The sequence below is a fragment of the Thalassospira sp. genome (genome assembly GCF_048059015.1).
Classification (GTDB): domain Bacteria; phylum Pseudomonadota; class Alphaproteobacteria; order Rhodospirillales; family Thalassospiraceae; genus Thalassospira.
In genome coordinates, this window is the sequence record NZ_JBLLNT010000012.1 from 97,950 (window position 1) to 121,572 (window position 23,623).

Annotated in this window: 21 protein-coding genes; 12 read left to right on the forward strand and 9 right to left on the reverse strand. The window is 53.6% G+C overall.

Annotated features, from left to right (window positions below; genetic code table 11):
* Nucleotides 1–39 precede the first annotated feature (39 nt).
* From ACMZ66_RS16080 to ACMZ66_RS16110, 7 genes are all read left to right on the forward strand, one after another.
* The gene (locus tag ACMZ66_RS16080) at nucleotides 40–987 is read left to right on the forward strand and encodes a carbohydrate ABC transporter permease (RefSeq protein ID WP_416938612.1); all 948 of its coding nucleotides are present in this window, start codon (nucleotides 40–42) and stop codon (nucleotides 985–987) included.
* Entirely contained in the window at nucleotides 984–1,922 is a 939-nt protein-coding gene (locus tag ACMZ66_RS16085; protein WP_416938614.1) for a carbohydrate ABC transporter permease, read from the forward strand. The genes ACMZ66_RS16080 and ACMZ66_RS16085 overlap by 4 nt, the downstream gene beginning before the upstream one ends.
* Nucleotides 1,919–2,107: a hypothetical protein gene (locus ACMZ66_RS16090; RefSeq protein ID WP_416938615.1), complete on the forward strand. Its 189-nt coding sequence runs from the start codon at nucleotides 1,919–1,921 to the stop codon at nucleotides 2,105–2,107. Before ACMZ66_RS16085 ends, ACMZ66_RS16090 begins: the two co-directional genes overlap by 4 nt.
* Before the next feature lie 3 nt (nucleotides 2,108–2,110).
* Entirely contained in the window at nucleotides 2,111–3,208 is a 1,098-nt protein-coding gene (locus ACMZ66_RS16095; RefSeq protein WP_416938617.1) for an ABC transporter ATP-binding protein, read from the forward strand.
* On the forward strand, nucleotides 3,201–4,196 hold the full coding sequence (locus tag ACMZ66_RS16100) for an ABC transporter ATP-binding protein (RefSeq protein WP_416938619.1): 996 nt from the start codon (nucleotides 3,201–3,203) through the stop codon (nucleotides 4,194–4,196). Before ACMZ66_RS16095 ends, ACMZ66_RS16100 begins: the two co-directional genes overlap by 8 nt.
* Before the next feature lie 11 nt (nucleotides 4,197–4,207).
* A complete protein-coding gene (locus ACMZ66_RS16105; RefSeq protein WP_416938621.1) occupies nucleotides 4,208–5,836 on the forward strand; it encodes a dihydroxyacetone kinase subunit DhaK in 1,629 nt (542 codons plus the stop codon).
* A 217-nt stretch (nucleotides 5,837–6,053) separates the two neighbouring features.
* The gene (locus tag ACMZ66_RS16110) at nucleotides 6,054–7,136 is read left to right on the forward strand and encodes a tartrate dehydrogenase (protein ID WP_416938622.1); all 1,083 of its coding nucleotides are present in this window, start codon (nucleotides 6,054–6,056) and stop codon (nucleotides 7,134–7,136) included.
* A 59-nt stretch (nucleotides 7,137–7,195) separates the two neighbouring features.
* On the opposite strand, the gene ACMZ66_RS16115 is transcribed toward ACMZ66_RS16110, so the two are convergent.
* Nucleotides 7,196–8,071 carry a LysR family transcriptional regulator gene (locus tag ACMZ66_RS16115; RefSeq protein ID WP_416938624.1) on the reverse strand — a complete coding sequence of 292 codons (876 nt, stop codon included), beginning with the start codon at nucleotides 8,069–8,071 and terminating at the stop codon, nucleotides 7,196–7,198.
* A 118-nt stretch (nucleotides 8,072–8,189) separates the two neighbouring features.
* On the opposite strand from ACMZ66_RS16115, the gene ACMZ66_RS16120 reads away from it, so the two are divergent.
* Complete coding sequence (locus ACMZ66_RS16120; RefSeq protein ID WP_416938626.1) at nucleotides 8,190–9,353, forward strand: mandelate racemase/muconate lactonizing enzyme family protein; 1,164 nt, start codon at nucleotides 8,190–8,192, stop codon at nucleotides 9,351–9,353.
* A 24-nt stretch (nucleotides 9,354–9,377) separates the two neighbouring features.
* On the opposite strand, the gene ACMZ66_RS16125 is transcribed toward ACMZ66_RS16120, so the two are convergent.
* Nucleotides 9,378–12,500, reverse strand: a complete 3,123-nt coding sequence (locus ACMZ66_RS16125; protein ID WP_416938628.1) for an ATP-binding protein — start codon at nucleotides 12,498–12,500, stop codon at nucleotides 9,378–9,380.
* A 419-nt stretch (nucleotides 12,501–12,919) separates the two neighbouring features.
* On the opposite strand from ACMZ66_RS16125, the gene ACMZ66_RS16130 reads away from it, so the two are divergent.
* The 3 genes from ACMZ66_RS16130 to ACMZ66_RS16140 all read left to right on the forward strand — a co-directional run bounded on the left by ACMZ66_RS16130 (nucleotide 12,920) and on the right by ACMZ66_RS16140 (nucleotide 15,716).
* On the forward strand, nucleotides 12,920–13,456 hold the full coding sequence (locus tag ACMZ66_RS16130; protein WP_416938630.1) for a PAS domain-containing protein: 537 nt from the start codon (nucleotides 12,920–12,922) through the stop codon (nucleotides 13,454–13,456).
* Between the two features lie 4 nt (nucleotides 13,457–13,460).
* Nucleotides 13,461–14,609: a methyl-accepting chemotaxis protein gene (locus ACMZ66_RS16135; protein ID WP_416938632.1), complete on the forward strand. Its 1,149-nt coding sequence runs from the start codon at nucleotides 13,461–13,463 to the stop codon at nucleotides 14,607–14,609.
* Nucleotides 14,610–14,777: 168 nt separating this feature from the next.
* Entirely contained in the window at nucleotides 14,778–15,716 is a 939-nt protein-coding gene (locus tag ACMZ66_RS16140; RefSeq protein ID WP_416938634.1) for a 2-hydroxyacid dehydrogenase, read from the forward strand.
* Between the two features lie 4 nt (nucleotides 15,717–15,720).
* Here ACMZ66_RS16140 and ACMZ66_RS16145 read toward each other — a convergent pair whose 3' ends face one another.
* Nucleotides 15,721–16,596 (reverse strand): LysR family transcriptional regulator, encoded by an 876-nt coding sequence (locus ACMZ66_RS16145; RefSeq protein ID WP_416938821.1) that lies wholly within the window; start codon nucleotides 16,594–16,596, stop codon nucleotides 15,721–15,723.
* 111 nt (nucleotides 16,597–16,707) lie between these two features.
* Between ACMZ66_RS16145 and ACMZ66_RS16150 the strand changes: the two genes are divergently transcribed.
* The gene (locus ACMZ66_RS16150; RefSeq protein WP_416938636.1) at nucleotides 16,708–17,559 is read left to right on the forward strand and encodes an urea carboxylase-associated family protein; all 852 of its coding nucleotides are present in this window, start codon (nucleotides 16,708–16,710) and stop codon (nucleotides 17,557–17,559) included.
* 46 nt (nucleotides 17,560–17,605) lie between these two features.
* Here ACMZ66_RS16150 and modC read toward each other — a convergent pair whose 3' ends face one another.
* The 6 genes from modC to ACMZ66_RS16180 all read right to left on the reverse strand — a co-directional run bounded on the left by modC (nucleotide 17,606) and on the right by ACMZ66_RS16180 (nucleotide 23,550).
* Nucleotides 17,606–18,736: a molybdenum ABC transporter ATP-binding protein gene (modC, locus tag ACMZ66_RS16155; RefSeq protein ID WP_416938638.1), complete on the reverse strand. Its 1,131-nt coding sequence runs from the start codon at nucleotides 18,734–18,736 to the stop codon at nucleotides 17,606–17,608.
* Complete coding sequence (modB, locus tag ACMZ66_RS16160) at nucleotides 18,733–19,425, reverse strand: molybdate ABC transporter permease subunit (protein WP_416938640.1); 693 nt, start codon at nucleotides 19,423–19,425, stop codon at nucleotides 18,733–18,735. Before modB ends, modC begins: the two co-directional genes overlap by 4 nt.
* Entirely contained in the window at nucleotides 19,422–20,243 is an 822-nt protein-coding gene (gene modA / locus ACMZ66_RS16165) for a molybdate ABC transporter substrate-binding protein (RefSeq protein ID WP_416938642.1), read from the reverse strand. The genes modB and modA overlap by 4 nt, the downstream gene beginning before the upstream one ends.
* Nucleotides 20,244–20,404: 161 nt before the next feature.
* Complete coding sequence (locus tag ACMZ66_RS16170; RefSeq protein WP_416938643.1) at nucleotides 20,405–20,923, reverse strand: hypothetical protein; 519 nt, start codon at nucleotides 20,921–20,923, stop codon at nucleotides 20,405–20,407.
* Between the two features lie 63 nt (nucleotides 20,924–20,986).
* Complete coding sequence (locus tag ACMZ66_RS16175) at nucleotides 20,987–21,676, reverse strand: exonuclease domain-containing protein (protein WP_416938645.1); 690 nt, start codon at nucleotides 21,674–21,676, stop codon at nucleotides 20,987–20,989.
* 5 nt (nucleotides 21,677–21,681) lie between these two features.
* Nucleotides 21,682–23,550 carry a DUF294 nucleotidyltransferase-like domain-containing protein gene (locus tag ACMZ66_RS16180; RefSeq protein WP_416938647.1) on the reverse strand — a complete coding sequence of 623 codons (1,869 nt, stop codon included), beginning with the start codon at nucleotides 23,548–23,550 and terminating at the stop codon, nucleotides 21,682–21,684.
* Between the last annotated feature and the right edge of the window lie 73 nt (nucleotides 23,551–23,623).

Below are 23,623 nucleotides of genomic sequence, written 5' to 3' on the forward strand. Positions count from 1 at the left end.
GACCGCGCGACGTCAGTCGCACGGCTAAGGGCATCCATAATGAACAACATTCCGATCGAAAAGATCGCCAAGGTAACGCCTGACAGTGTGGCGCAGCACATTCGCGGCCTGTCGGACCGGGCAATTGCCTGGATATTCGTTGCTCCAACGATTTTCCTGCTTTTGGCGATCAATATCTTTCCACTGATCTGGACGGTGTGGCTGAGCTTTACCAATAGCCGCGTCAACCGTCCGAACCGCGATGTCGAATGGGTGGGGTTGCGCAATTATGAGCGCATTCTGACCGATGGCGATATCTGGAATACCATGCAGGCAACGGCGCATTTCCTGATCTGGACCATCATATTACAGGTCCTGATCGGCTTTATGCTGGCCTTTCTGATCAACAAGAAATTTCGTGGCAATGACCTTTGGACGACGATCATCGTCTTCCCGATGATGTTGTCGCCCGCCGTCGTCGGCAATTTCTGGACATTTCTTTATCAGCCGCAAATTGGCCTGTTTAACTATGTTGTCGCCTTCTTTACCGGCGCAGATCCGGCAAGCTTTTCCATGATTGGCGATGTTCATCTGGCACCTTGGGCAATCATCATTGCCGACACCTGGATGTGGACGCCATTTGTGATGTTGATCTGTCTGGCGGGTCTACGATCCATCCCCAACAGCATCTATGAGGCTGCTGAATGTGACCGCGCCTCCAAGTGGCGGCAGTTCTGGACAATTACCGTTCCGATGGTCTTGCCGTTCCTGATGCTGGCCGTTTTGTTCCGCGGGATCGAGAACTTCAAGATGTTCGACCTTGTCGTCCAACTGACAGGCGGTGGACCGGGAAACACCACCACGCTGACATCCATCGATCTGAAACGTGAAGCCTTTGAAAAATGGCGGACCGGCTATTCGTCGGCCTATGCGGTCATCTTGTTTGTCACGGTGTTTGGTTTGGCATCGATCTATGTCAAGGCGCTGAACAAGGTAAAAGAAAGATGAGTTTTTCTGTTACAGAACCGAACAAGGGAACCAAATGGTTTGCGGGGATCCTTGTTATTGGCTACGCATTGATCACCATAGCGCCCTTGCTGTGGATCATCGCGACCGGTTTCAAATCCCCTGCAGATTCAATTGCCTATCCGCCAAAGGTGGTCTTCGAACCATCAATGGAAGGTTATGTGAACCTGTTTACCGAACGTACCCGAGCAACACCTGATATGCTTGAAGCTGCTGGCGAGCCGACCAGCTGGTATGAAAAAATCGTCCGTGATCAGGGCACAATCATCAGCGGTCCGTCCCGTTATGGCGAGCGGTTCCTGAATTCAGTGATTATCGGGTTTGGCTCGACAGCACTTTGCATGATCCTTGGAACTGCGGCGGCCTATGCCTTTAGCCGTTTTCGTGTGCCACTCAAGGATGATTTGCTGTTCTTTATCCTGTCGACGCGCATGATGCCGCCGATTGCCGTGGCTATTCCAATCTTTTTGATGTTCCGAAATCTGGGTCTGAACGACACCCATCTCGGCATGATCCTGCTTTATACCGGGGTTAACCTGTCGCTGTCGGTCTGGTTGCTCAAGGGATTCATTGATGAAATACCGATCGAATATGAAGAAGCGGCCCTGATTGATGGCTATACCCGTTTTCAGGCCTTCTACAAGGTGGTGCTGCCACAGGCGGCAACCGGTATCGCATCAACCGCGATTTTCTGTCTGATCTTTGCTTGGAATGAATATGCCTTTGCCGTGTTGCTGACATCAGGCACCGCGCAAACCGCACCGCCTTTCATCCCGACCATCATTGGCGTTGGTGGCAAGGACTGGCCGGCTGTGGCCGCCGGGGCAACCATCTTCCTTGTGCCGGTCATGGTCTTCACCATTCTGTTGCGCAAGCATCTGCTGCGCGGGATCACCTTCGGAGCGGTGCGCAAATGAGCGATTTCATCAACAGACTTCTTCGATTGCGCCGCGGGCCATGGGAAATGGTGGCGTCTGTTTTGATTGCACTTGGGGTGATCATGCTGATGCAGCCGGTTGCAATCACGCTGTATTCCTATTCCTTCATCATCACGCTGACCGGGACGATCATGTTTATCGTTGTCAGCCACTTCCCGGAGTAAACCATGGCACAGATAAGAATTGAAAACGTGCGCAAGGATTTCGGGGCGTTTACGGCGGTCCAGTCGTCAAGCTTTACCATAGAGGATGGCGAATTCTTCATGCTGCTCGGCCCGTCTGGCTGCGGGAAGACCACCACGCTTCGCATGATGGCCGGGCTTGAGCTGCCGACAAGTGGTCAGATCTATATTGATGGTGAGGAAGTCGGGCAAAAGCCTGCCAGTCAGCGCGATATTGCCTTTGTGTTTCAGATGTTTGCGCTGTACCCGCATATGAATGTTCGCGGCAATATCAGCTATCCGCTTAAAAGTCAGGGCATGAAGGCACCTGCAATAAAACAAAAGGTCACTGAAGTCGCAGAAATTCTCGGGATCACCGACATACTGGATCGCCCGGTCGGTGGTTTGTCGGGTGGAGATAGACAAAGGGTTGCCTTAGGTCGCGCAATTGTCCGTGATCCCAAGGCGTTCTTCATGGATGAACCGCTGGGCGCGCTTGATGCGGAGTTTCGCGAACATATGTCCGAAGAACTGCGCGCACTGCATGACCGCATGGGCGCAACCACGGTCTATGTCACCCATGATCAGCTCGAAGCCATGCAGATGGGCGACAAGATTGTCGTCATGAATCATGGCGTGGTCGAACAGTTTGGTGTTCCCCAGGATATCTATGACTGGCCAGCCACCAAATTTGTTGCCCAGTTCATCGGGTCACCGCCCATGAACTTTCTTGATTTCGACGGCATGATCGGAACGGGCGGGGCCGAGGTGAAGCTGAACGATGTGCCAATGGCAGTACCCACCAGCCGCGAAGGTGCAAACGGTAAGCTGACCTTCGGCATTCGGCCAGAACACGTTCAGCTTGATGACAGTGCACCCTATCGCGGGCGCGTCATTGCAACGGAATATCTCGGAACCACACAAATCATCACCTTTGAGACGCCCAATGGTCACTTGAAGGCCAGGGTTGCCAGCCAGGATGTCGTCAATACGGGCGAAACAGTTGGTCTGCGGTTTGATCCGCGCACCATCACCCTGTTCGACGCGGAACGCGGGCGTGCCCTGCGATCGGAAGCCAACGAAGGAGTGCTAAAACATGGCTGAAGTTAGCTTGCTGGGGGTGACCAAGCGTTTCGGGTCAGATGTGGCGCTCGATAACGTAACAATGACGATACCCAATGGCTCGTTTGTTGTGCTTCTTGGGCCGACCGGTGCTGGTAAAACTACGACATTGCGCATGGTCTCGGGCCTTGATACGCCAGATGCAGGTCGCATCCTGATAGGGGGCCGGGATATGGCGGAACTGACACCTGCCCAACGCAATGTCGCGATGGTGTTTCAGCAATATTCGCTCTATCCGCATATGACGGTGCGCGAAAACCTTGAATTCCCGTTGAAGTCGCCAATCCTCAAAACACCGCAGGATCAGATTAATGCCAAAGTCAATGAAATCGCTGAAATCCTGCAGATTTCTCACAAGCTAGGGAACAAGGCGACCGAGCTTTCAGGTGGGGAAATGCAGCGCGTGTCAATTGGCAGGGCACTGGTGCGAAATCCATCGGTCTATCTGATGGACGAGCCGCTCAGTTCTCTGGATGCGAAATTGCGGGCTGACCTTCGAGTGGAACTGAAGTCCATTCAGGCAGATTCCGGCGCGACACTTCTGTACGTCACCCATGATCAGATCGAAGCCATGACCATGGCGACCCATGTCGGTGTGCTTGATAAGGGGCGTCTGGTGCAATTTGGTCCGCCGCGCGAGATTTACGAAGACCCGGTAAGTATCTATGCCGCAAGCAGACTTGGGCAGCCAAGGATCAATGTTCTGCCTGCAGATGTGTTTGCGGGTGCGCCCAGTGGCGCGAAACAGATCGGTCTTCGTCCTGAACAGATCATTCAGGGCGAGGGCGAAGACAGCTTTGTTCAGCGCGTCGAGCATCTTGGCGATCAGACGCGCCTGCATCTGACCTTTAAATCACATGACATCATCACGGTAACGACCGCCCATACGACGTTAAAAACGGGCGATATTGTAAAAATCCGCCCTGAAAAACCATTTTACTTCGGCGCTGATGGCGCCCGGGTGGCGTAAAGGAGATCACTATGGCCCAATTCATAAATAACAAAGACGCAACCGTAACCGAGGCCATCGACGGCGTGATCAAGGCATCAGGCGGCCGGTTGGCCCGTATTGATGGCTATCCGCATATCCGGGTGGTGGTACGCAATGACTGGGACAAGTCCAAGGTGGCACTGGTTTCGGGGGGCGGTTCTGGTCATGAGCCAGCCCATGCGGGATTTGTCGGCGCGGGCATGTTAACAGCTGCTGTTTGTGGCGATGTGTTTGCTTCACCCTCGGTTGACGCGGTGCTGGCAGGGATTTTGTCGGTGACCGGACCGGCGGGATGTTTGCTGATTGTAAAAAACTATACCGGTGATCGGCTGAATTTCGGGCTTGCTGCGGAACGTGCGCGTGCCTTTGGTTTGAAGGTCAATATCGTCATTGTTGATGATGACATCGCCCTTCCTGATCTGCCGCAGCCGCGCGGTGTGGCAGGGACATTGTTCGTGCACAAGATCGCCGGTGCCATGGCCGAAAGTGGAGCGACACTTGATGATGTGACTGCGGCGGCCGAACGCGTGATTGCGGGTACCAAATCGATCGGGATGTCGCTTGATACCTGTACGGTTCCTGGCTCCCCCAAGGAAAACCGCATTGGCGAGGGCAAGGCTGAACTAGGCCTTGGCATTCACGGTGAAGCCGGTGTGCAACAGATTGATTATCACAATGCCGAACAGGCAATGGCGGCAGTTACTGCCAAACTTGCCGCTGTGATGGAAAACAAACCTCATGTCGTCTTGTTGAACAATCTCGGCGGAACATCGGTGCTTGAGATGTCCATTCTGGCCAATGATCTGATCAAGTCATCAATTGCCAAAAACTTGAAATTCATCGTTGGCCCTGCGGCGATGATGACATCGCTTGATATGCGCGGATTTTCCGTTTCGGTCTATCCGCTTAGTACGGAAGATCATGCATGGTTGTCGGCTCCGTGTGCACCGGCGGCTTGGCCCGGGTGTAACCCGATCAAGGCGGTGAATGTCGTTGAGTTGCCTGACGGTCTGACGCCGATCCAACCGATCCCGTCCGAGCATCGTGAAACGGCGGCGTTCCTGACCCAGTGCTGTTATGTTTTGATTGATGCCGAAGGTGACCTTAATGCGCTTGATGCGAAGTCCGGCGATGGCGATACCGGATCAACTTTGGCAGGTGCCGCACGAGCATTGATCGGCGCATTGGATCGTTTGCCACTTGCTGATCACACACAGCTTCTGCGCGCGATCGGGCAGGAGCTTAGCCAGACAATGGGGGGATCTTCCGGTGTTTTGCTCGCGATCTTCTTTACCGCTGCCGGTGATGCGGCGTCCAGCGGTCGGGCTATTGTTGCGTCGCTGAAAGACGGGTTGGAGCGCATGCAGCAGATCGGTGGGGCGCAATTGGGTGATCGCACGATGGTCGATGCTCTGAAACCCGCCCTTGATGCTCTTGAAATCAAAGGCATTGCCGCCGCTGCAGACGCGGCAAGAACAGGTGCTGTGCACACATCAACCATCGTTAAGGCGAAGGCGGGCAGAGCGTCATACATCAATGCCGAACAGCTTGAAGGTCACATCGATCCAGGTGCCGAAGCCGTCGCCCGCTTGTTTGAAGATCTGAGCAAACACCAATAACAAAATCAACTTCCCTCCGTTGGGGCACCGTCAGTATCGGTCTGTCGGTGCCCTTTTTTTGTCGGTCGGTCACGCTGCTATTGGCAAAGCCTGTATTGCTGCTGACTTCTTCCATAGAGTGAAAAGGCGATGGCGGTTTCAATCAATCTTGCTACATCTCAGGGATCAAACAGGCTGCGGGATCGACCGCAGTACGATCATCAGGGAGGAACCCGTAATGGGTGACAAGCAATACAGGATCGCCGTGATCGCCGGTGACGGCATCGGAACCGAAGTCATGCCGGAAGGTGTTCGCGTGCTGAAGGCTGCGGCTGACGTCTATGGCATCGATCTGGCCTTTGATACGTTCGAGTTCGCATCGTGTGACTATTATCAAAAGCACGGGCAGATGATGCCTGATGACTGGAAGGCACAAGTTGGCGGGCATGATGCGATCTTCTTTGGTGCGGTGGGATGGCCCGATACGGTGCCAGACCACATTTCGCTTTGGGGATCCCTGATCCAGTTCCGTCGTGACTTTGACCAATATGTCAGCCTGCGTCCGGCAAAGCTGATGCCCGGTGTGCCGTCACCATTGGCGGGGCGTAAGCCCGGCGATATTGATTTCTATGTCGTGCGCGAGAATACCGAAGGCGAATATTCATCGGTTGGCGGGAAAATGTATCCCGGCACGGACCGCGAGATCGTCATTCAGGAAACCGTCATGTCGCGTGTCGGTGTCGACCGTATCTTGAAATATGCGTTCGATCTGGCGCAGAAACGTCCGCGCAAACATCTGACCTCGGCCACCAAATCAAACGGCATTTCAATCACCATGCCCTATTGGGATGAGCGGGTTGTTGAAATGGCAAAGGCCTATCCGGATGTGACGTGGGACAAATATCATATCGATATTCTGACCGCGCAATTCGTTCTGAACCCGGACCGCTTTGACGTGGTTGTCGCATCAAACCTGTTTGGCGATATCCTGTCTGATCTGGGCCCTGCATGTACCGGCACCATCGGCATTGCCCCATCGGGTAACATCAACCCCGAAGGCAAATTCCCGTCCCTGTTTGAGCCGGTTCACGGTTCGGCACCCGATATCGCAGGCAAAGGCATTGCCAACCCGATAGGGCAAATCTGGTCCGGGGCGATGATGCTGGATCATTTCGGCTTTACCGAAGCCCATGATGGCATCCTGCGCGCGATCGAAGATGTTCTGGCATCGGCAGCGCACCGTACCGCTGATCTCGGCGGCAGTGCCAATACCGAAACCTGTGGCAAGGCCGTGGCCGAGGCCGTGCTAAAGCAGGGCTGATTTCCAACGCGCTGCAAACATCAACCCGATCACGTCGATGGATGTGATCGGGTCTTGTTTTATGCGCTATGTGCCCAAAGATCTTCGGCTGTTTTGCCAAGTCTTCGGCGTGGGCGGGTAATTCGGATTTCAAGATCAATCGCGTCGCCGCCATCGGCAAACCGTTCAAGTTCGCCAGCGTCAATGTCACGCAACACAAGACTTTCAGGAAGCCAGGCATAGCCAGCCCCACTGCGCACCATCGAGTGCAGGGTAGCAGCCAGGTGCGAAGTAAAACTCGGTTGGCTTGATTGGTGTGACGCGCCCTGATTAAGGCTTGCAACAATGCGTCCCAACCCTGATTCCGCGCTATAGGCAAGATAGGGCGGCGCATTCCCGGATGCGTCATGTGCGCGCAAAAGGTCCGGTGCAATCATGGGCATAAGTCGATCATGACCAATCACCCGGCTTTGAAACGCACTTTCGGGCAAGTGACCATTGATGCTTGGATGGGCATGGGCAATCAGGAAATCGGCATCGCCCTTTTGCATCAGGCTTTCACAGGCCAACATGCTGTCAGATACAAGGTTCAGGGGGCCAAGCGTTGTGTGCGCAGTCTGATCACGCAACCATTCCGGAATGAAGGTAAAGGACAGAGCGTGGGTCGCTGCAATGTTCAGCGATGCGTGATCTGATCTGGCAAGTTCAATGGCTTCGCGCCGGGCTTGTTCAAGCGACAGGCATGCCGTCTTGGCATGAACCAGAAACTGCTTTCCTGATGGTGTCAGTGCAACCGAATGGGTGGTGCGTTCAACAAGTGCTGCGCCAACCCAGTTTTCAAGCGCGCGGATGCGGCGGCTAAAGGCCGGTTGGGTGATGTTTCGTGTTTCTGCCGCACGCGAAAAATTCATCGTTTCGCTGAGTGCCACGAAATCAAGAAGCCAGTTCAGTTCCATATCGGTTATGCCACATCGGTATGACTATAGGCGCACTTCACATTGGAAATGCCACCTTTGCAAGCATTAATCTGCTGGCATAAATCGAAACACACATGCCAGATGCAGGGAAATGGTTATGCAGATTATTGATATCGTCGAAGTTACCAAACCGATCGCGTCCCCGATCCGAAATGCCTATATCGATTTTTCAAAAATGACCGCAAGTCTGGTCGCGGTTGTCACCGATGTGGTCCGGGATGGTCGTCGCGTGGTGGGGTATGGGTTTAACTCGAACGGTCGATACGGGCAGGGCGGGTTGATCCGCGAACGGTTCCGCGACCGTGTTTTGCAGGCGGATCCGAAATCCCTGCTAAATGATGCGGGCGACAATCTTGATCCTCATCGCGTCTGGGCTGCGATGATGCAAAACGAAAAGCCCGGCGGTCATGGGGAGCGTTCCGTTGCGGTTGGCACCATGGACATGGCCGTTTGGGATGCGGTAGCGAAAATTGCCGGTAAACCGCTGTTCCGTCTGCTTGCCGAAACTTATGGGGGTGAGGTCAATCCGCGCGTGTTTGTTTATGCCGCCGGTGGTTATTACTATCCGGGCAAGGATCTGTCGGCTTTGCGCGCGGAAATGCGCGGCTATCTTAACCGTGGATACACCGTTGTTAAGATGAAGATCGGCGGCGCATCGCTTGACGATGACCGAAGCCGCATCGAAGCGGTTCTTGATGAAATCGGCTCGGAAGCGCAGCTTGCGGTCGATGCCAACGGGCGCTTTGATCTCGAAACTGCAATCGCCTATGCCAAGATGCTGCGTGAGTATCCGCTATTTTGGTACGAAGAAGCTGGCGATCCGCTTGATTATCAGCTTCAGGCGGCCTTGGCCGATTTCTATCCCGGTGCGATGGCAACCGGTGAGAACCTGTTTTCCCATCAGGATGCCAAGAACTTGCTGCGCTATGGTGGGATGCGCCCGGATCGTGATTGGCTGCAATTTGATTGTGCGTTGTCTTACGGCCTGGTCGAATACCTTCGAACGCTTGAGGTTCTTAAAACCCATGGCTGGTCACCCAAGCGCTGCATCCCGCATGGCGGACATCAGATGTCGCTCAATATCGCGGCGGGTCTTGGGCTTGGCGGCAATGAAAGCTATCCCGACCTATTCCAGCCCTATGGCGGGTTCCCCGATAGTGTGAAGGTCGAAGATGGCTTTATCACCATGCCTGAATTGCCCGGCATAGGCTTTGAAGGGAAATCTGATTTGATTTCAGTGATGCGCGATCTGGCGGAATAGGGGGCGCCCTACTTCTAATTGGCGTTATTCGCCAGCCTCATGGGGCAGATGCCGGTGTGACCAATGATTGACCCGATCAATCAGGATCTCGCTTTGGATCGGTTTGGTAATGTAGTCGGTCATACCTGCGGCAAGGCATTTGTCGCGTTCGCCTGACATCGCACTGGCGGTCATGGCAATGATCGGAATATCGGCAAGGGCTTCGACGACCTTGCCGCTTCGGATCAGGTTGGTGGTTTCATAGCCATCCATGCCAGGCATCTGGCAATCCATCAGAATACAGTGGAAGTTATTGCTGCTGTCTGCTGCCTGCCGAAGCGCTTCGATCGCCTCAACCCCGTTATGGGCAGTTTGGATATTGGCCTTTGTCGAGCCAAGGAAACCGCGCGCGACGGCTAGGTTGATGTCGTTATCATCAACGATCAAGACATTGATGTGCGACAGGTTCAGTGCGTTGTTCTTTTCGGGCGCCACTTGTATGACAGAACCCGGCGCGGTGACTGGTTCTGCGATGGTGTCAGCAGGCTTTGCCGCCGCAGCAGAAGGCGTTTGAACACCAGGCGTGTCAAGCTGGCTAACCAGTCCTGTCTGGGTCAGGGGCACTGTCAGGATTGCGATATGGCCGGCATAGTTCGGTTTGTTGCGGTCTTCGCCCTTAACCAAGAAGATCGTTGGCAATGTCGCAGGATTTGAATGACCAGCTTCAAACCGCGCGCATAACGTAACAACGCGATCCCCCGCATAATCGGTGATGACCATATCAGGTGATGCAGCATCATTGTCGGTGGTGTCGATCAATGTGCCGCCAAGCGATTTAACGATGCGCCCGGCATATTCCTGCGCCTTGGCCTGGTTCATCTCAAGCTGAATTGATTTATCTTTCAGAACAGCAGGTACATCACGCGTAGATGAATTCTCTGCATCGAAATAGATGTGGAAGAAGAAGGTGCTGCCGACACCCTTTTCGGATTCAAGGCCGATATCGCCATCCATCCGCAGGCAGAGCTGTTTACAGATCAAAAGCCCAAGGCCCGTGCCGCCAAAATTGGTCGCGACAGAGCTGTCTTCTTGCGAGAAGGCGGTAAACAGTTTGTGTTTGTTTTCAGCAGCAATCCCGATGCCGCTATCTTCCACGGAAACATCAAGACGGATGCGATCGCCTTCGACCCGCGTTGCAGCAGAAATTGCAACATGGCCCTTTGATGTGAACTTCGTCGCATTGCTGATCAGGTTGTTTAAAACCTGCTTTAGTCGGTTCACATCGCCATAAAGCTGATCATGCAATAGCCCGGTTGTATCAAGCAGCAGGCTGATATTCTTTTCGCGGGTTCGGATCGAAAATGACTGTGCGACAGATTCAAAAAGGGCCACCGGATCAAACGGATTGTTTTCGAAATCAAGTTTCCCGGCCTCGATCTTTGACAGATCGAGAATGTCATTAATCAGCGTCCCAAGCGTCGAGCTGCTGATTTCTGCCATTTCAAGGTATTTCGCCTGTGCCTTGGTAAGCGGTTCACGCTTGATCAGGTTAAGGCTGCCGCTTAGCCCGTTTAGCGGAGTGCGCATTTCGTGGCTGACATGGGAAATGAAGGAGCTTTTCATGTCGCTGGCATGAAGGGCCTTTTTGTGGGCCTCAGCCAGTTCTTCTGTCCGCTTGGCAACTTCTGTTTCAAGGGCGGCGTTGGCGGCCTTGATTTCACGTTCAGCAGCTTTTTCACGGGTGATGTTACGCGCAATTATCGCGATACCCGCCAGTTCGCGGTTCTCGATCACGATCGGTGAAAATGTAACGGCCAGATCAATATCGGTATGCCGTGGCCCGGCAAACGTTGTTTCAAGCGATACGGATGACTTGGTCGAACGCACTTTTTCGATTTTCTCATCGAAATCCACATCATCAAATAGGCCAACGGTTGCGATGTTTTGGCCAATGACACTGGCACGCGACGAGCGAAGCAACGACAAAGCAGCATCGTTGCAGCTGGTGATTTTACCGTTCATTTCCAAGCCGATGATGGCAGCCGAAGACCCGTTAATAATGGCCTCGTATTCCGCACGGGCCGAAGAAAGGTGCATGCTGTTTTGATAGCCGCGGGTAAACAGACCAAGGATCACACATAAGAACAAAAGAGCCAGGCCGCTAAACCCGTATGTCGCAACTCGTCGGCTTAAAAGCTGATCAGCAACCCAACTTGGCTGGGTCACGGCATAAACATGCATGACCGCCTCTGGATCGGCGGTCAGTTGCACTGTCATCTGATGGAACGGGAAGCTTTCATTGGTGGCGAGCTTTGTCGCAATACCACCGGACCCTTCGCGGTTGAAATCCAGTCTGTGTTCCGTCAGCCAATTGTGTTCCGGCGCAAGGTCACGGCTAAAACGGCTCCCAACCAACGGATGATCAATATAATAGCCCTCGTTATCGGTCAGGATCAGGTTGAACTGATCGATTGTTTCACGCCGAAGGTCTTCAAGCAGTGTGTTGGCATTGACATTCATAATCAGGAAACCGAACCGGTTTCCGGCATCATCAAAGATCGGAGTGGATAAGCGTACGGTTGGTCGTATGGGATATTCGATTTGCCCGTATTCGCGGTTCAGGTTGATCCGTGACAGATAAAGTTGACCGGGTTTCAGGGCAACAGAGGCCTTGTAATATTCAGTTGCTGCCTTTTCCTGAAGCCATTGGCCGCTAATGACATCAATCTTGCCGCTCAGACGATCAACACGAATAAGTTCCTTGCCTGTTTCATTGGCCAGAACAACCCGAAGCTGATCGATCTCCTGATTGTTTTGCAGCATCGAGACAAAAATCGTCTCAAGGCGCAATTTCCACTGTGCGAACTTTGTTCCGTCATAGGGATCGATACCGCCATTGGCGTTGGCGCGCGTCAGTCCGGAAATTGGTGGGGTTGCATGCAGGAAATAAAGATTGTCACGGTATTGAGTGATGTCGTTGAGCAGGATGCTGCGGCCATGACCCGTCAGGCGTGCGAGATCGCGGTCTGTTTCCGCGCGGACTTCTTTTTGCAGGTTATCCTCGTGATAGACGATCAAGCCGACGCACAAAGCGACGAAGACCAGCAGAACTGAAATCAGAACGGTACGCAAACTGGTAATGCCACCGGACGGTGTGATTGTCGGCATCTAAAGCAGGTTCCCTGGTCTTTCGGCGAAGCGCGTTTCGCCTCTCTATCGGAGAGCTATCTTCTAGATTGGGTCTTGGGCGCAAAATTTAAGGGTGCTTATACTTACAGTATGCCTTTGCACCCCTGATCCATACATATTCCGTGTAAAACAACCGAATGTCACAACTTTTTTGACGTTGTCTTCGACCGCATGCCGGTTCTGTGGATGTGCTTGTTTCGATTGAAACTTCTGTCAGAAAAAATTGTGAAAAAAGGCCGGATCGGCTTGAAGTTTCCTGCCATAACACCATTAGTATTAAATATTATCCGCTATTGATATGCATCAACTATACGTTTGGAAAAAGGCGTATGTTGTTACCTTCAAGTTAGTCAAATTTGAAACTGTGCGGGTAGTAGTTGGCAATCAGGGGTAGTCTCATGAGTGACAGGCGTTCGGTAGCACTATCTGGCAAAGAATTGGTCATGCAGCCAGACGAAATCATCGTGACCAAAACAGATCTGAGCGGGAAGATCACCTACGGTAACAGGACGTTCTTCAAGTTCGCCGGTTACACCGAAAAGGAATGCATCGGTGTACAGCATAATATCGTTCGCCATCCCGATATGCCCAGAACCGTGTTCAAGGCAGCCTGGGACACGATCCAGGACGGGCGCGAGATATTCGCCTATGTAAATAACCGCTCCAAGAACGGTGATTTTTACTGGGTTCTCGCCCACATGACGCCAAGCCGTGACAAATCAGGCAACGTTGTTGGTTATCACAGTAACCGCCGTGCCCCGGACAAGGCGATCATCAAGAACAGCATCATCCCGCTTTACGACCATCTGCTAAAGATCGAACGATCTGCAGCCTCGCCCAAAGATGGTCTGGATGCTGCCTATACTGATCTCAAAAACATGCTTGCCACCAAGAAGCAGACATTCAACGAATTTACCTTGTCGCTGGGAGGCTAACGCCATGTTTGGATCGAGCACTGCTGAAATCAGAAATGCCATCGAAATCGTCAAGCGGGCCGCCGCAGGGGATTTTGAGGCACGCATCACCAACATCCATAGCAAAGGTGAAATTGGTGAACTGCTAAATGCGATCAACGACCTGATTGATCGCAATGATGCATATGTGCGTGAATCAGTCGCCTGTATGGAAAAGGTGCGCGATAACCGTTTCTTCCGCCGGATCATGGAAACCGGGATGCAGGGCGCGTTCCTGACTGCAAGTAAATCGGTCAATAGCGCGCTTGGCATGATGCAAAGCCGTACGGATGATTTTCGCCGTATCGCCGATATGTTCGAAGAATCCGTTGTGACAATCGTTGATTCAGTTTCAACTTCGGCAACGAAGCTTACGGCGTCTTCGGAAAGCCTGACCGTGATTGCCTCAGACGCATCGGAGAAATCGATGTTGGTGGCATCAGCTGCCGAGCAGGCTTCTGCCAACGTTCAGGCAGTGTCATCAGCATCCGAAGAACTATCGGCCTCTATCCGGGAAATCAGCGGACAGGTTTCCAATGCGGCCGTTGTCGCAAACGAAGCCGGTGAAACATCCAAACGGGTCACCACTCAGGTCAGCGAATTGACCGAGGCCGCCGATCAGATCGCAACGGTCGTTGCCCTGATCAATGACATCGCATCGCAAACCAATCTTCTGGCGCTTAACGCAACGATTGAGGCTGCACGCGCGGGCGAAGCCGGCAAAGGCTTTGCGGTTGTCGCGAACGAGGTCAAAAACCTTGCCAGTCAGACGGCAAAGGCGACGAGTGAAATCAGTCAGTATGTTGATAACATTCAAGGCGCGACATCATCGACGGTTGCCGGTATTGATCGCATTTCGCACATCATTTCCGAAGTCAATGATGCCAACTCGTCGGTTGCGGCGGCGGTCGAGCAACAATCAGCCGCCACCAACGAAATTTCGCGCAACGTTCAGGAAGCTTCAACCGGGACCGATGAAGTGTCACGTAACATCGTCACCGTGACAAGCGGGGCGCAGGAAACCGGGACGGCGGCATCTGATTTGACGGATGCAGCGCGCGATCTTTCCGAGAAATCCGACAACCTTAAAAAGCAAATTGGCAGCTTCCTGACCGAGGTACGGCGAGTGGTTTGATCTTATCGATCAAACACGTCGCCTGCCTTTGTTTTTGGGCAGAAAACCGGGAGTGCTTCAAGCACTTCCCGGTTTTCTGTTATTGTGTTGTTCTTTGATTTAACAACTTGTTTTACAAGTTGGCGAAAGATAATCTGACGGGAATGCAGCCTCGTTGAAAGCCCCGTCATGACGCGATCAGTCCTTGCCATCACCGATATCCGCCCGGCCTATACCGCCATGATCGCCGCGCGATATGACCTTCATCGGTTTGATCTGATCGATGACAAACCGGCCTTTCTGGCTGAGGTCGGGGGCAAGATTACTGCAATCGTGACGTCTGCACGCTTTGGGGTGCCGGTTGATCTGATGGATCAATTGCCAAATCTTGAAGTGATCACAAGCTTTGGGGTCGGGTATGATCTGATTGATCTTGAAGCCTGTCGGGCGCGCGGTATTCGGGTTTCAACCACGCCAGATATCCTGACCGATGATGTGGCCGACACAGCAATCATGTTGATGCACGCGACCATGCGCCAATTGTTGCCCGGTGATGACTGGGCGCGCAGTGGCAAATGGGCGGCAAACGGTCCGATGGCGTTGACCCGATCCCTTCTTGGCAAACGGCTTGGCATTGTCGGGCTGGGCCGGATCGGGCAGGCGATTGCATCGCGCGCACTGCCCAGCGGGCTTGAAATTGGCTATTTCGGCCGAACGCCCAAAGATGTTGATTATCGCTTCTTTGATGACCTGATCGATTTGGCAGAATGGGCGGATATCTTGATCCTGTCCTGCCCCGGCGGCGATGCGACAAAGGGGATCATTAACAAGGATGTTTTATCGGCCCTTGGCCCGGTCGGCATCGTGATCAATGTTGCCCGTGGTTCCGTGATTGATGAGCCAGCCCTGATTGACGCATTGCGCGACCAGACCATCGGCGGGGCCGGGTTGGATGTGTTTTACAACGAACCGAATATGGACCCTGCCTTTGCCGCGTTCGCCAATGTCGTACTTTATCCGCACCATGCCAGTGGCACGGTTGAAACCCGTGACGGGATGGCGCAGCTTGTTGTTGATAATCTGGATGCCTGGCATGATCGGGTTGAGTTGATCACACCGATCATATGACAGCTTAGGCCGGGGCTGCCGTTGCCTGATCCAGCAGCCATTGGCGTAGCACGGTGCCATCTTCTGATAGGCCGTCAGATCCCACCAGCCAGTAAAATTTGTCTTCGTCGATGGCGTCATCGAACAGCACAACAAGGTTTCCAGCGGCAAGATCACGTTCGATCAGGGTGGTTGGGCAAAGACCCACACCATGGCCAGCCAGAATGGAGCCGATCAGCAAGTTGAAATCGCCAAAAACCGGCGCGCTTGCGCTTGGCAGGGGGATGTCATACTGCCCAAACCATTGTTGCCATGCGTCTTCGGTTTCATCATGCAAAAGACGCGCGCCGAGCAATGCTGTTGGGCTGTCAAACGGCCCGGTTCGTTTAATGTACTCTGCCGAACAAGTCGGGCGGGTTGCCGCATCAAGGATCTTCTCACCATACACTGGTGACGTCTTGCCATGACAGATCAGTAAATCCGCGCCGACTTCATGGGGCGTTCTTGCGCCAAACGGATAGACGATGGATACCTGAATATCAGGATGCTGTTCCATGAAGTGGGGCAGGCGTGATGTCAGCCACAGCGAAACGACAGATGGTTGACAGGCAAGGCTAACTTTGCGTTTGGTCTTTTGCATGGAGACTTGGGCAGCACCATCACGAATTTCGCGAATGGCTGTTTGACAGCTCGCAGCGAACAGATGGCCTTCCTTTGTCAATCGTACCCCGCGCGCCTTACGCACAAAAAGCGGCGTGCCAAGCCATTCCTCCAGTGCTCTCACATGCTGGCTTACAGCTGTTGGCGTAATGCCAAGAAGCTCTGCAGCACGCACAAAGCTTTCAAACCGTGCGGCGGCTTCAAAGGCTGGAATATGGGATAATGGCGGAAGGTCTTTCATCCTCAATGGATAAGTATTTCTTGGTCATTTCACAAGAATAATCATGGTTGTCAGCAAACACTGCTGTGCCATTGTATTGGTCAGAAAGTTTCCCCTGATTGAGGTTGCCTTATGACATCCCTTCGCAAACATCCCGCTCCGGCAGACGCCGATGAACGCCGTGCGGTCAAACCGGTCGTGGTTTACCCCAATGGCACGTTACCGGAACCGGATTTTGAGACCTTGGCCGCGTTCAAGGCATCAATGACCAAGACCGACGAAGTGATTGTTCCGCCGCGCGATGCGAAAACGTTTCGTGTGCCCAAAGGTCATTTCTTCCGCATTGTCAGTATCGAAGGCCCTCAGGTTGGTGACCTTAATCTTTGGAACGCCAATGATCTGAAGGAACGGTTCTTTAGCGGAAAGACGCGCGCCCTTCATCGCACCCACGTCACCACAGGGGATCGGCTGTGGTCAAACATGCCCTATTTGCGGCCCATGGCGCTGATCAGTGAAGATACCCTGGATTGGTATGGGTTTGATGCGGATGGCGGTAGCGTTCATGACGTGATCGGGACACGCTGTGATCCCTTCACCAATCGGCTTCTTTCAGGGCAGGATTATCACCATTGCTGCCATTCCAACCTGTGCCGCGCATTTAGTTCCGAAACCGGCATGTCGATGCAGGAAGCTGATCATTATGTGCATGACGTGCTGAATGTCTTTATGTGCACGGGTTTTACAAGTGACACCCATCAATATTTCATGAAAGCAAGCCCGGTACGGCCGGGCGATTATCTTGAAATGTTTGCCGAGATTGATCTGCTGGGTAATTTGTCGACCTGTCCCGGTGGGGATTGCAGTACCGGGCATTCCAGTGATGAGGCGGCCTGCTATCCGCTGAAGGTCGAGATTTATGCAACTGATCCGGCCTTGCAGGACCGCTGGAATTGGCCCGCACCAAACGCGTATCAGCATCCGTGATAGCTTGGTGGTTACTGCCCCGGTTCATCTTGGATCGGGGCAGCGTTTATTGATCGCGCAGCGGACCATTGACGGTGACCGATTTGATCACGGCATAGACCTTTTGATGCAGGCCAAGACGCAGGCGTGATGACGACCATTTCGTGATCCTTGCATGCAGGATCGGTCGACCACTGGTTTGCGCCAAAAGCGATGCGTCTGCGTCATGACCAAAACACAGGCCAAGATCAATCGTATCGCCCGGTTCATCGTGAATGTTGGTGATTGTGACCGGGATGACATTGTTCGCACTGATATCAGCAGGCGGCGTTCGGGCAACCATGACGTCACGTGCACGGATATGCAGGCGGACATTCTTGTTTTCCGGCCGGCCCAGATAGGGAACAACAATTCGCTGCCCGGCACAGTCCAGGAAGCTGACCTCGGCCTTTGGATCGCGGCTGGCGATTTTGGCGTGAAGCACGGTGCCTGCATCAAACCGCCCGGCGAGCGGAGCAAGATCAGTACGGCCCAGCATCGAAAAGACCGATCCACTTGCCAGCGTTTTGCCCTGATCCATCACGACCATATGATCCGCAAGGCGCGCGACCTCATCAATCGCATGGGTGACATACAGGATCGGGATTTTACGGTGATCGCGCAGCCATTCGAAATAGGGAAGAATTTCTTCCTTGCGCGCATGATCAAGGGCCGATAGCGGCTCATCAAGCAACAGAATATCCGGATTGGACAGCAAGGCGCGACCAAGTGCCACACGCTGCTTTTCCCCACCCGACAGATTATTGGGGCGTCGTCCCATCAGGGGCGTAATGCCCAACATATCAAGGATGGCTTGTTGTTCTTCCTGCGGCAATTTGTGGCGGTTGCGGCGTGCGCCATAATAAAGGTTGTCGCGAACGGTCTTGTGCGGGAACAGGCGGGCATCCTGAAACACATAGCCAATGCGTCGTTCACGTGCGGGCAAGTTGATCTTGCGCGAATGTTCAAACACCACGTGATCGCTGATCTGAATATGGCCGCGATCGGGTTTGATCAGACCGGCGATGATATTGACCAGCGTCGTCTTGCCACTGCCCGATGGGCCGAAAACTGCAGTAATGCCCGGTTCGGGAATGTTGAACTCGACATCAAGTTTCAGCTTGTTGATCTGGTGTTCAATTCTAACGCCGATGCTCATGATGCGGCCCTCTTGCGGATGGAACGCATGGCGATTTCAGATAACATCAACCCAACAAAGGCAAGTCCAATGGAAAGGGCGGCCAAGCGTGCGGCGGCAAGTTCCCCACCCGGTGTCTGAATGGCGGTATAGATCGCAAGCGGCAAGGTACGTGTTTCACCCGGAACGTTCGAAACAAAGGTAATGATCGCACCAAACTCGCCCAGACTTGCTGCAAAGGCGGTGATGGCACCAGCAATGATGCCCGGGATCGCAAGCGGCAGGGTCAGTGAAAAGAACCGGTCAATCGGCCCGGCACCAAGTGTTTCAGCCGCCTGATACAGGCCGTGATTGACGTTTTCCAAGCTAAGCCTGATGGCGCGCACCTGAAACGGGAAGCTGACAATGGCGGACGCCAATGCAGCCCCTGTCCAGCTAAAGACAAAGCGAATATCGAATGTCTCGTAAAGCCAGGCACCAAGCGCTGCACGCGTGCCAAACCCGATCAAAAGCAAATAGCCCATGACGACGGGTGGAAGGATCAGGGGCAGATGAACAATCGCATCAAGAATGAACCGCCCGGGAAACCGGCCAAGTGCCAGTGCAGTCGCAACGATAATGGCAAAGGGCAGGGCACAGGCGACAGCGACGCCCGAAATACGCAAACTGAGCAACAGTGCTTCGATTTCCGCGGGCGTCAGACTGATCATTTCTTGGTTAAACCTGCTGGCATTGGTGTAATGGGATCAAAGCCATAGTCGGCAAAAATCTTGCCCGCGTCATCCCCCAAAAGCCAAAGAAGCAGTTTTAATGCGTCCTTTTCGTTCGGGCCGCTTACCATGGCCACAGGATAGGTGATGGCGGGATGGCTATCAGCCGGGAATGTGCCGATGATTTTGACCGCATCTGAGATATCGGCATCGGTGCGATAAACGATGCCAAGTGGGGCTTCACCGCGTTCTACCAGTGCGAGGGCGGCACGTACGTTATCTGCACGTGCAAGGCGCGGATTAACCCCATCCCACTGACCAAGTGATGTCAGTGCCTGTTTGGCATACATGCCGGCTGGAACATGATCGGGGTCGCCAACGGCAATCCGATCGTCAGGGCTGATCATGCCAAGAAGATTGGTCGATGCGGTGATGTTTGATGCCGCAATATCGCTATCGTTCGGGGCAATCAGGACCAGACTGTTCACCAAAAGGTCGTGACGGCTGTTGGTGTTGATCAGCTTCTGATCTGCTAGCCAATCCATCCATTTTTCATTGGCGGAAATATAAATATCTGCGGGTGCCCCTGCGGCGATCTGCTGTGCTAACGTTGATGAACTGGCAAGTGACAGGCGGACTTTATCGCCAGACGCCTGTTCATATGCATGGGCAGCTTCTTTGATCGCGTTGGTCAGACTGGCCGCGGCAAAGACTGTGATCTCCTTTGCCAAAGCCTGACCAGAAAAGGCGCCAATCGCACCAAGGGCCACAAGTGTGGTCAGGCATTTGCGAAGAAATCGATGGGGAATTCGGGGCATGGGGCGCTCACTTGTTTGGGAACGGGTGGCGTGGCTTTGGCTTGACCGTAAGTCACTATAGCGCAATTAAAATTGGAACAAAGTGGCGAACTGATGGCGTGCCCGAAAATGCAAAAGCCCGCCATTGGCGGGCTTTGACGTTGATGTTTTGATTGCTCGGATCAGGAACAGATGGCCGCACGCAGCGGATCACCAGCATTCATGGCAAACCATTCATCAATTCCGGTCGGGAAGCCGTTGCCATCAACAGCGGTTGTCGGGGTGATGTAACCACGGCGTCCTTGCGAACAATCCACCAGATGCGTCAGGGCCAGTGTTTCGCCACCCTTTTTAAGAAGCAGGGTGGTAACGCGTTTTTCTTCTGGCGCTTCGGGATTGGTGATCACCTTATCAAGGTCAATCGCGGTAAAGCGGTTTACCGGCGCATTGATCAAGGTCCAGGGCGCAAACACGTTTTCATCGGTGAAGGTCTGGATCACGTTGATGGTCTGGGGCAGGCGCGCTTCATAGCGGTCAAACCAGGTATACTCATCCCAGATCATATAGCCGAACATCGCGATTGCTGCGACGAAGGGAACAACATATTTCGGTGCCTTGCGTCCCCAAAGGCGGAACAACAGCATGACCACACCGGCCGAGGCAAAGCCCACGACAACCGTTGTGAAAATAAAGACATACATTCGGCCGTGGCTCCCAATTCCCTGTTATCTTTGTTTGGGCAGTTTTCCTGCCTTCCTAACCGATTAGCGTAGTATCCGGTTAAGCTCAAGTTCGCCTTTTGGATCACGTTTGGCAATTTGGGCCAGAAACAGCCCGGATGCGGCGATTGCATCAGAAAGTGCATTATGCGCGCGAAACGGCGGCAGGTTATGACCGCGCCGCAGGTTATCAAGTTTTAAGGCACCGGGTTTCATCGGCTGACCCGTGCGGTGAATGTCACGCAATGCCAGAACAAGCGTATCCACAGTCGGGATATGCAGGGACGCGCCAAAGCTTTGCTTGCACGCACGCCCCAGAAATCCAAGTTCGATCGGGGCGTGATGAGAAATCAAAACGCGTCCGGCCATCTGCGGTAAAAGATGTTCAAGCGCTGTTTTGATGTCAGGTGCATCGGCAACGTCACTGTCAAAGATGCGGTGAACAACGACGGAGCTTTCACTCAGTTCTTGTGACGGACGGACAAGGATATGTTCGCTGCTTGAAAAATCGACGGCAAGCTGGCGAATGATCACCCAGCCAAGGCTGACGATTTCGTCACGTTTCGGATCAAGCCCGGTGGTTTCAAGATCAAGGGCGATGAATTCCGTTTCCATCACGGATCGATGCGGATCGGCGGGCGGTACATCGTAATAGGTGCGAAGTGCCCCAACCGCCTTGCGCTGAATGAATTCGCGATACAGGTGACTGTCGATGATTTTCTGGCGCAGTCCCATATGGCCTAGGTCCCGCTTTTGCCAAAGGCGTGTTCAAGCGCGCTTTGCAGGTTCTTGATCACGGAAAATGCATCCTTCAGATGGCTGCGTTCAAAGGCAGACAGGCTTTCGGGATGCAGGAAGTTATCTGGCGCATCGCCACGCCGGATCTGGCGGACCTGATGTTTGAGGCGCGTGATGCTGATGAATTCAAACGCATCGAGCAGATCAGATGCACCTTGCGTGCTAATCGACGGGAAGGATTTCACGGCTTGCAGGCGTTCAAACGTGTTAACCGCATCAACCCCGTTGGCAAGCGCATGAATGCGCGCCAGATCGACAATCGGCACCACACCATTGTGTTTGAGATCAAGGGTACTGTCATGCTCGCCACCCCGGATCATCACAAAGTTTTTGAAGAAGCCGAGCGGCACGTGATGGGTTAAGGCATTGCCGACCATATAGGCCTGGAAAATGCGGTTGTCGCGAGCCTTGGCGACGATCAGGCGGTGCAGGTTTTCAAAAAGGCTTTTGGTGCCGTGGATCGGGCGTAAATCAAACCAGACGGAACACAGCATCAGCGCCTTTGGCTCGGGCTGTTCGATCCATTTGTTGAAATATTGCTGCCAGGTTCTCACCGGCTGCCGCCACTGATCGGTCTTTGCCATCATCTCGCCGGGGCAATAGACATAGCCAACCTTGTGCAATCCGTCGCAGACATAGTCGGCCAGCAAGGTGAAGTAAGCGCCATGTTCTTCGGGATCATACGCATCATCAAGGATCAGGCAGTTATCCTGATCCGAAAGGGCGGTTTGTTCCTGGCGTCCTTGCGATCCACCCGCCATCCAGACATAGGGAACTGGCGGTGGGCCAAATTTCTCCTCAGCCAGTTGCAGCAGCCTGACGGTTGCGGCATCGGAAAGTGTGGTGACGATATGACCGGCATTTTGCGACGTTGCGCCAGCTTCGATCAAATGGCTTAGAAGTTCGGGCACCTGCGCAATGACCTTCGCCATGTCCTCTGGCTCAGTCAGCTTGCCGATACGGCCCGCCATGTAAACCGCAGACAACGACTGGCGTGCCAAGAGGTTGTTGGTCGTAATCATGCCGACCGCCTTGCCGTCCTTCATGACGGGCAGGTGACGGACATTGTGGCGCGTCATGGTGAGAAGCGCATCGAAGGCGTAATCATCGGGATGCACTGAAATCGGCTTTGCCGTCATGATGGCGGTAACCGGCTCGTCATAGGATCGGCCTTGGGCGACGACGCGGTTACGCAAATCGCGGTCGGTCATGATCCCGGCGATTTCGTCTTCACCCTCGGTAATCAGAAGGCAGGAAACGCGTTCCTTGCTCATCAGCTGACCGGCTTCAAGGATGGATGCGGATTTATCGATGCTCACCAGGTCGCGGGCGATCAGGTCGGCGACCTTTACGCTCATCAGTTTGAGCTGGTCGTCATCACGGTTTTCGATCAGCTGCATACCACTGCGCAGGCGATCCCCGCCCATCTGGGCAAAGAAGTAATTGAATTGCGGATACTTGCCCGCCAGATCGTGGAAGTCCTTTTCTGGCAGCAAATAGCACAGGCTGTCTTCAAGGGTGGTGATGTTATTGGCTGCCCGGCCATTGCGATACATCGCGCGGACACCAAAACATTCGCCTTCTGACAGGCGGGCAAGAAGCTGCCCATCTGGATCACGTGTTTCCGTGCCGCCGGTGCGAATGATGTAGAGATGCAGGCATTGTTGTTCGGGGGAAAGGATATTGGTGCCAGCGCGGAAATAGCGCGCACTCAGACGCTTGGGCAGGGCGTCGATCTCTTCATCTGGCAAAAGGGTAAATGGATGATGTTGTTTTAGAAATTCGGCAATTTCTTCGAGTTCAATGCTCATGCTCACCTTCCTCCCTTTGGGTATTGTTGCCCCAGATCCGTCAAAAAGAAAAGCCCCCGGATCAATGATCCGG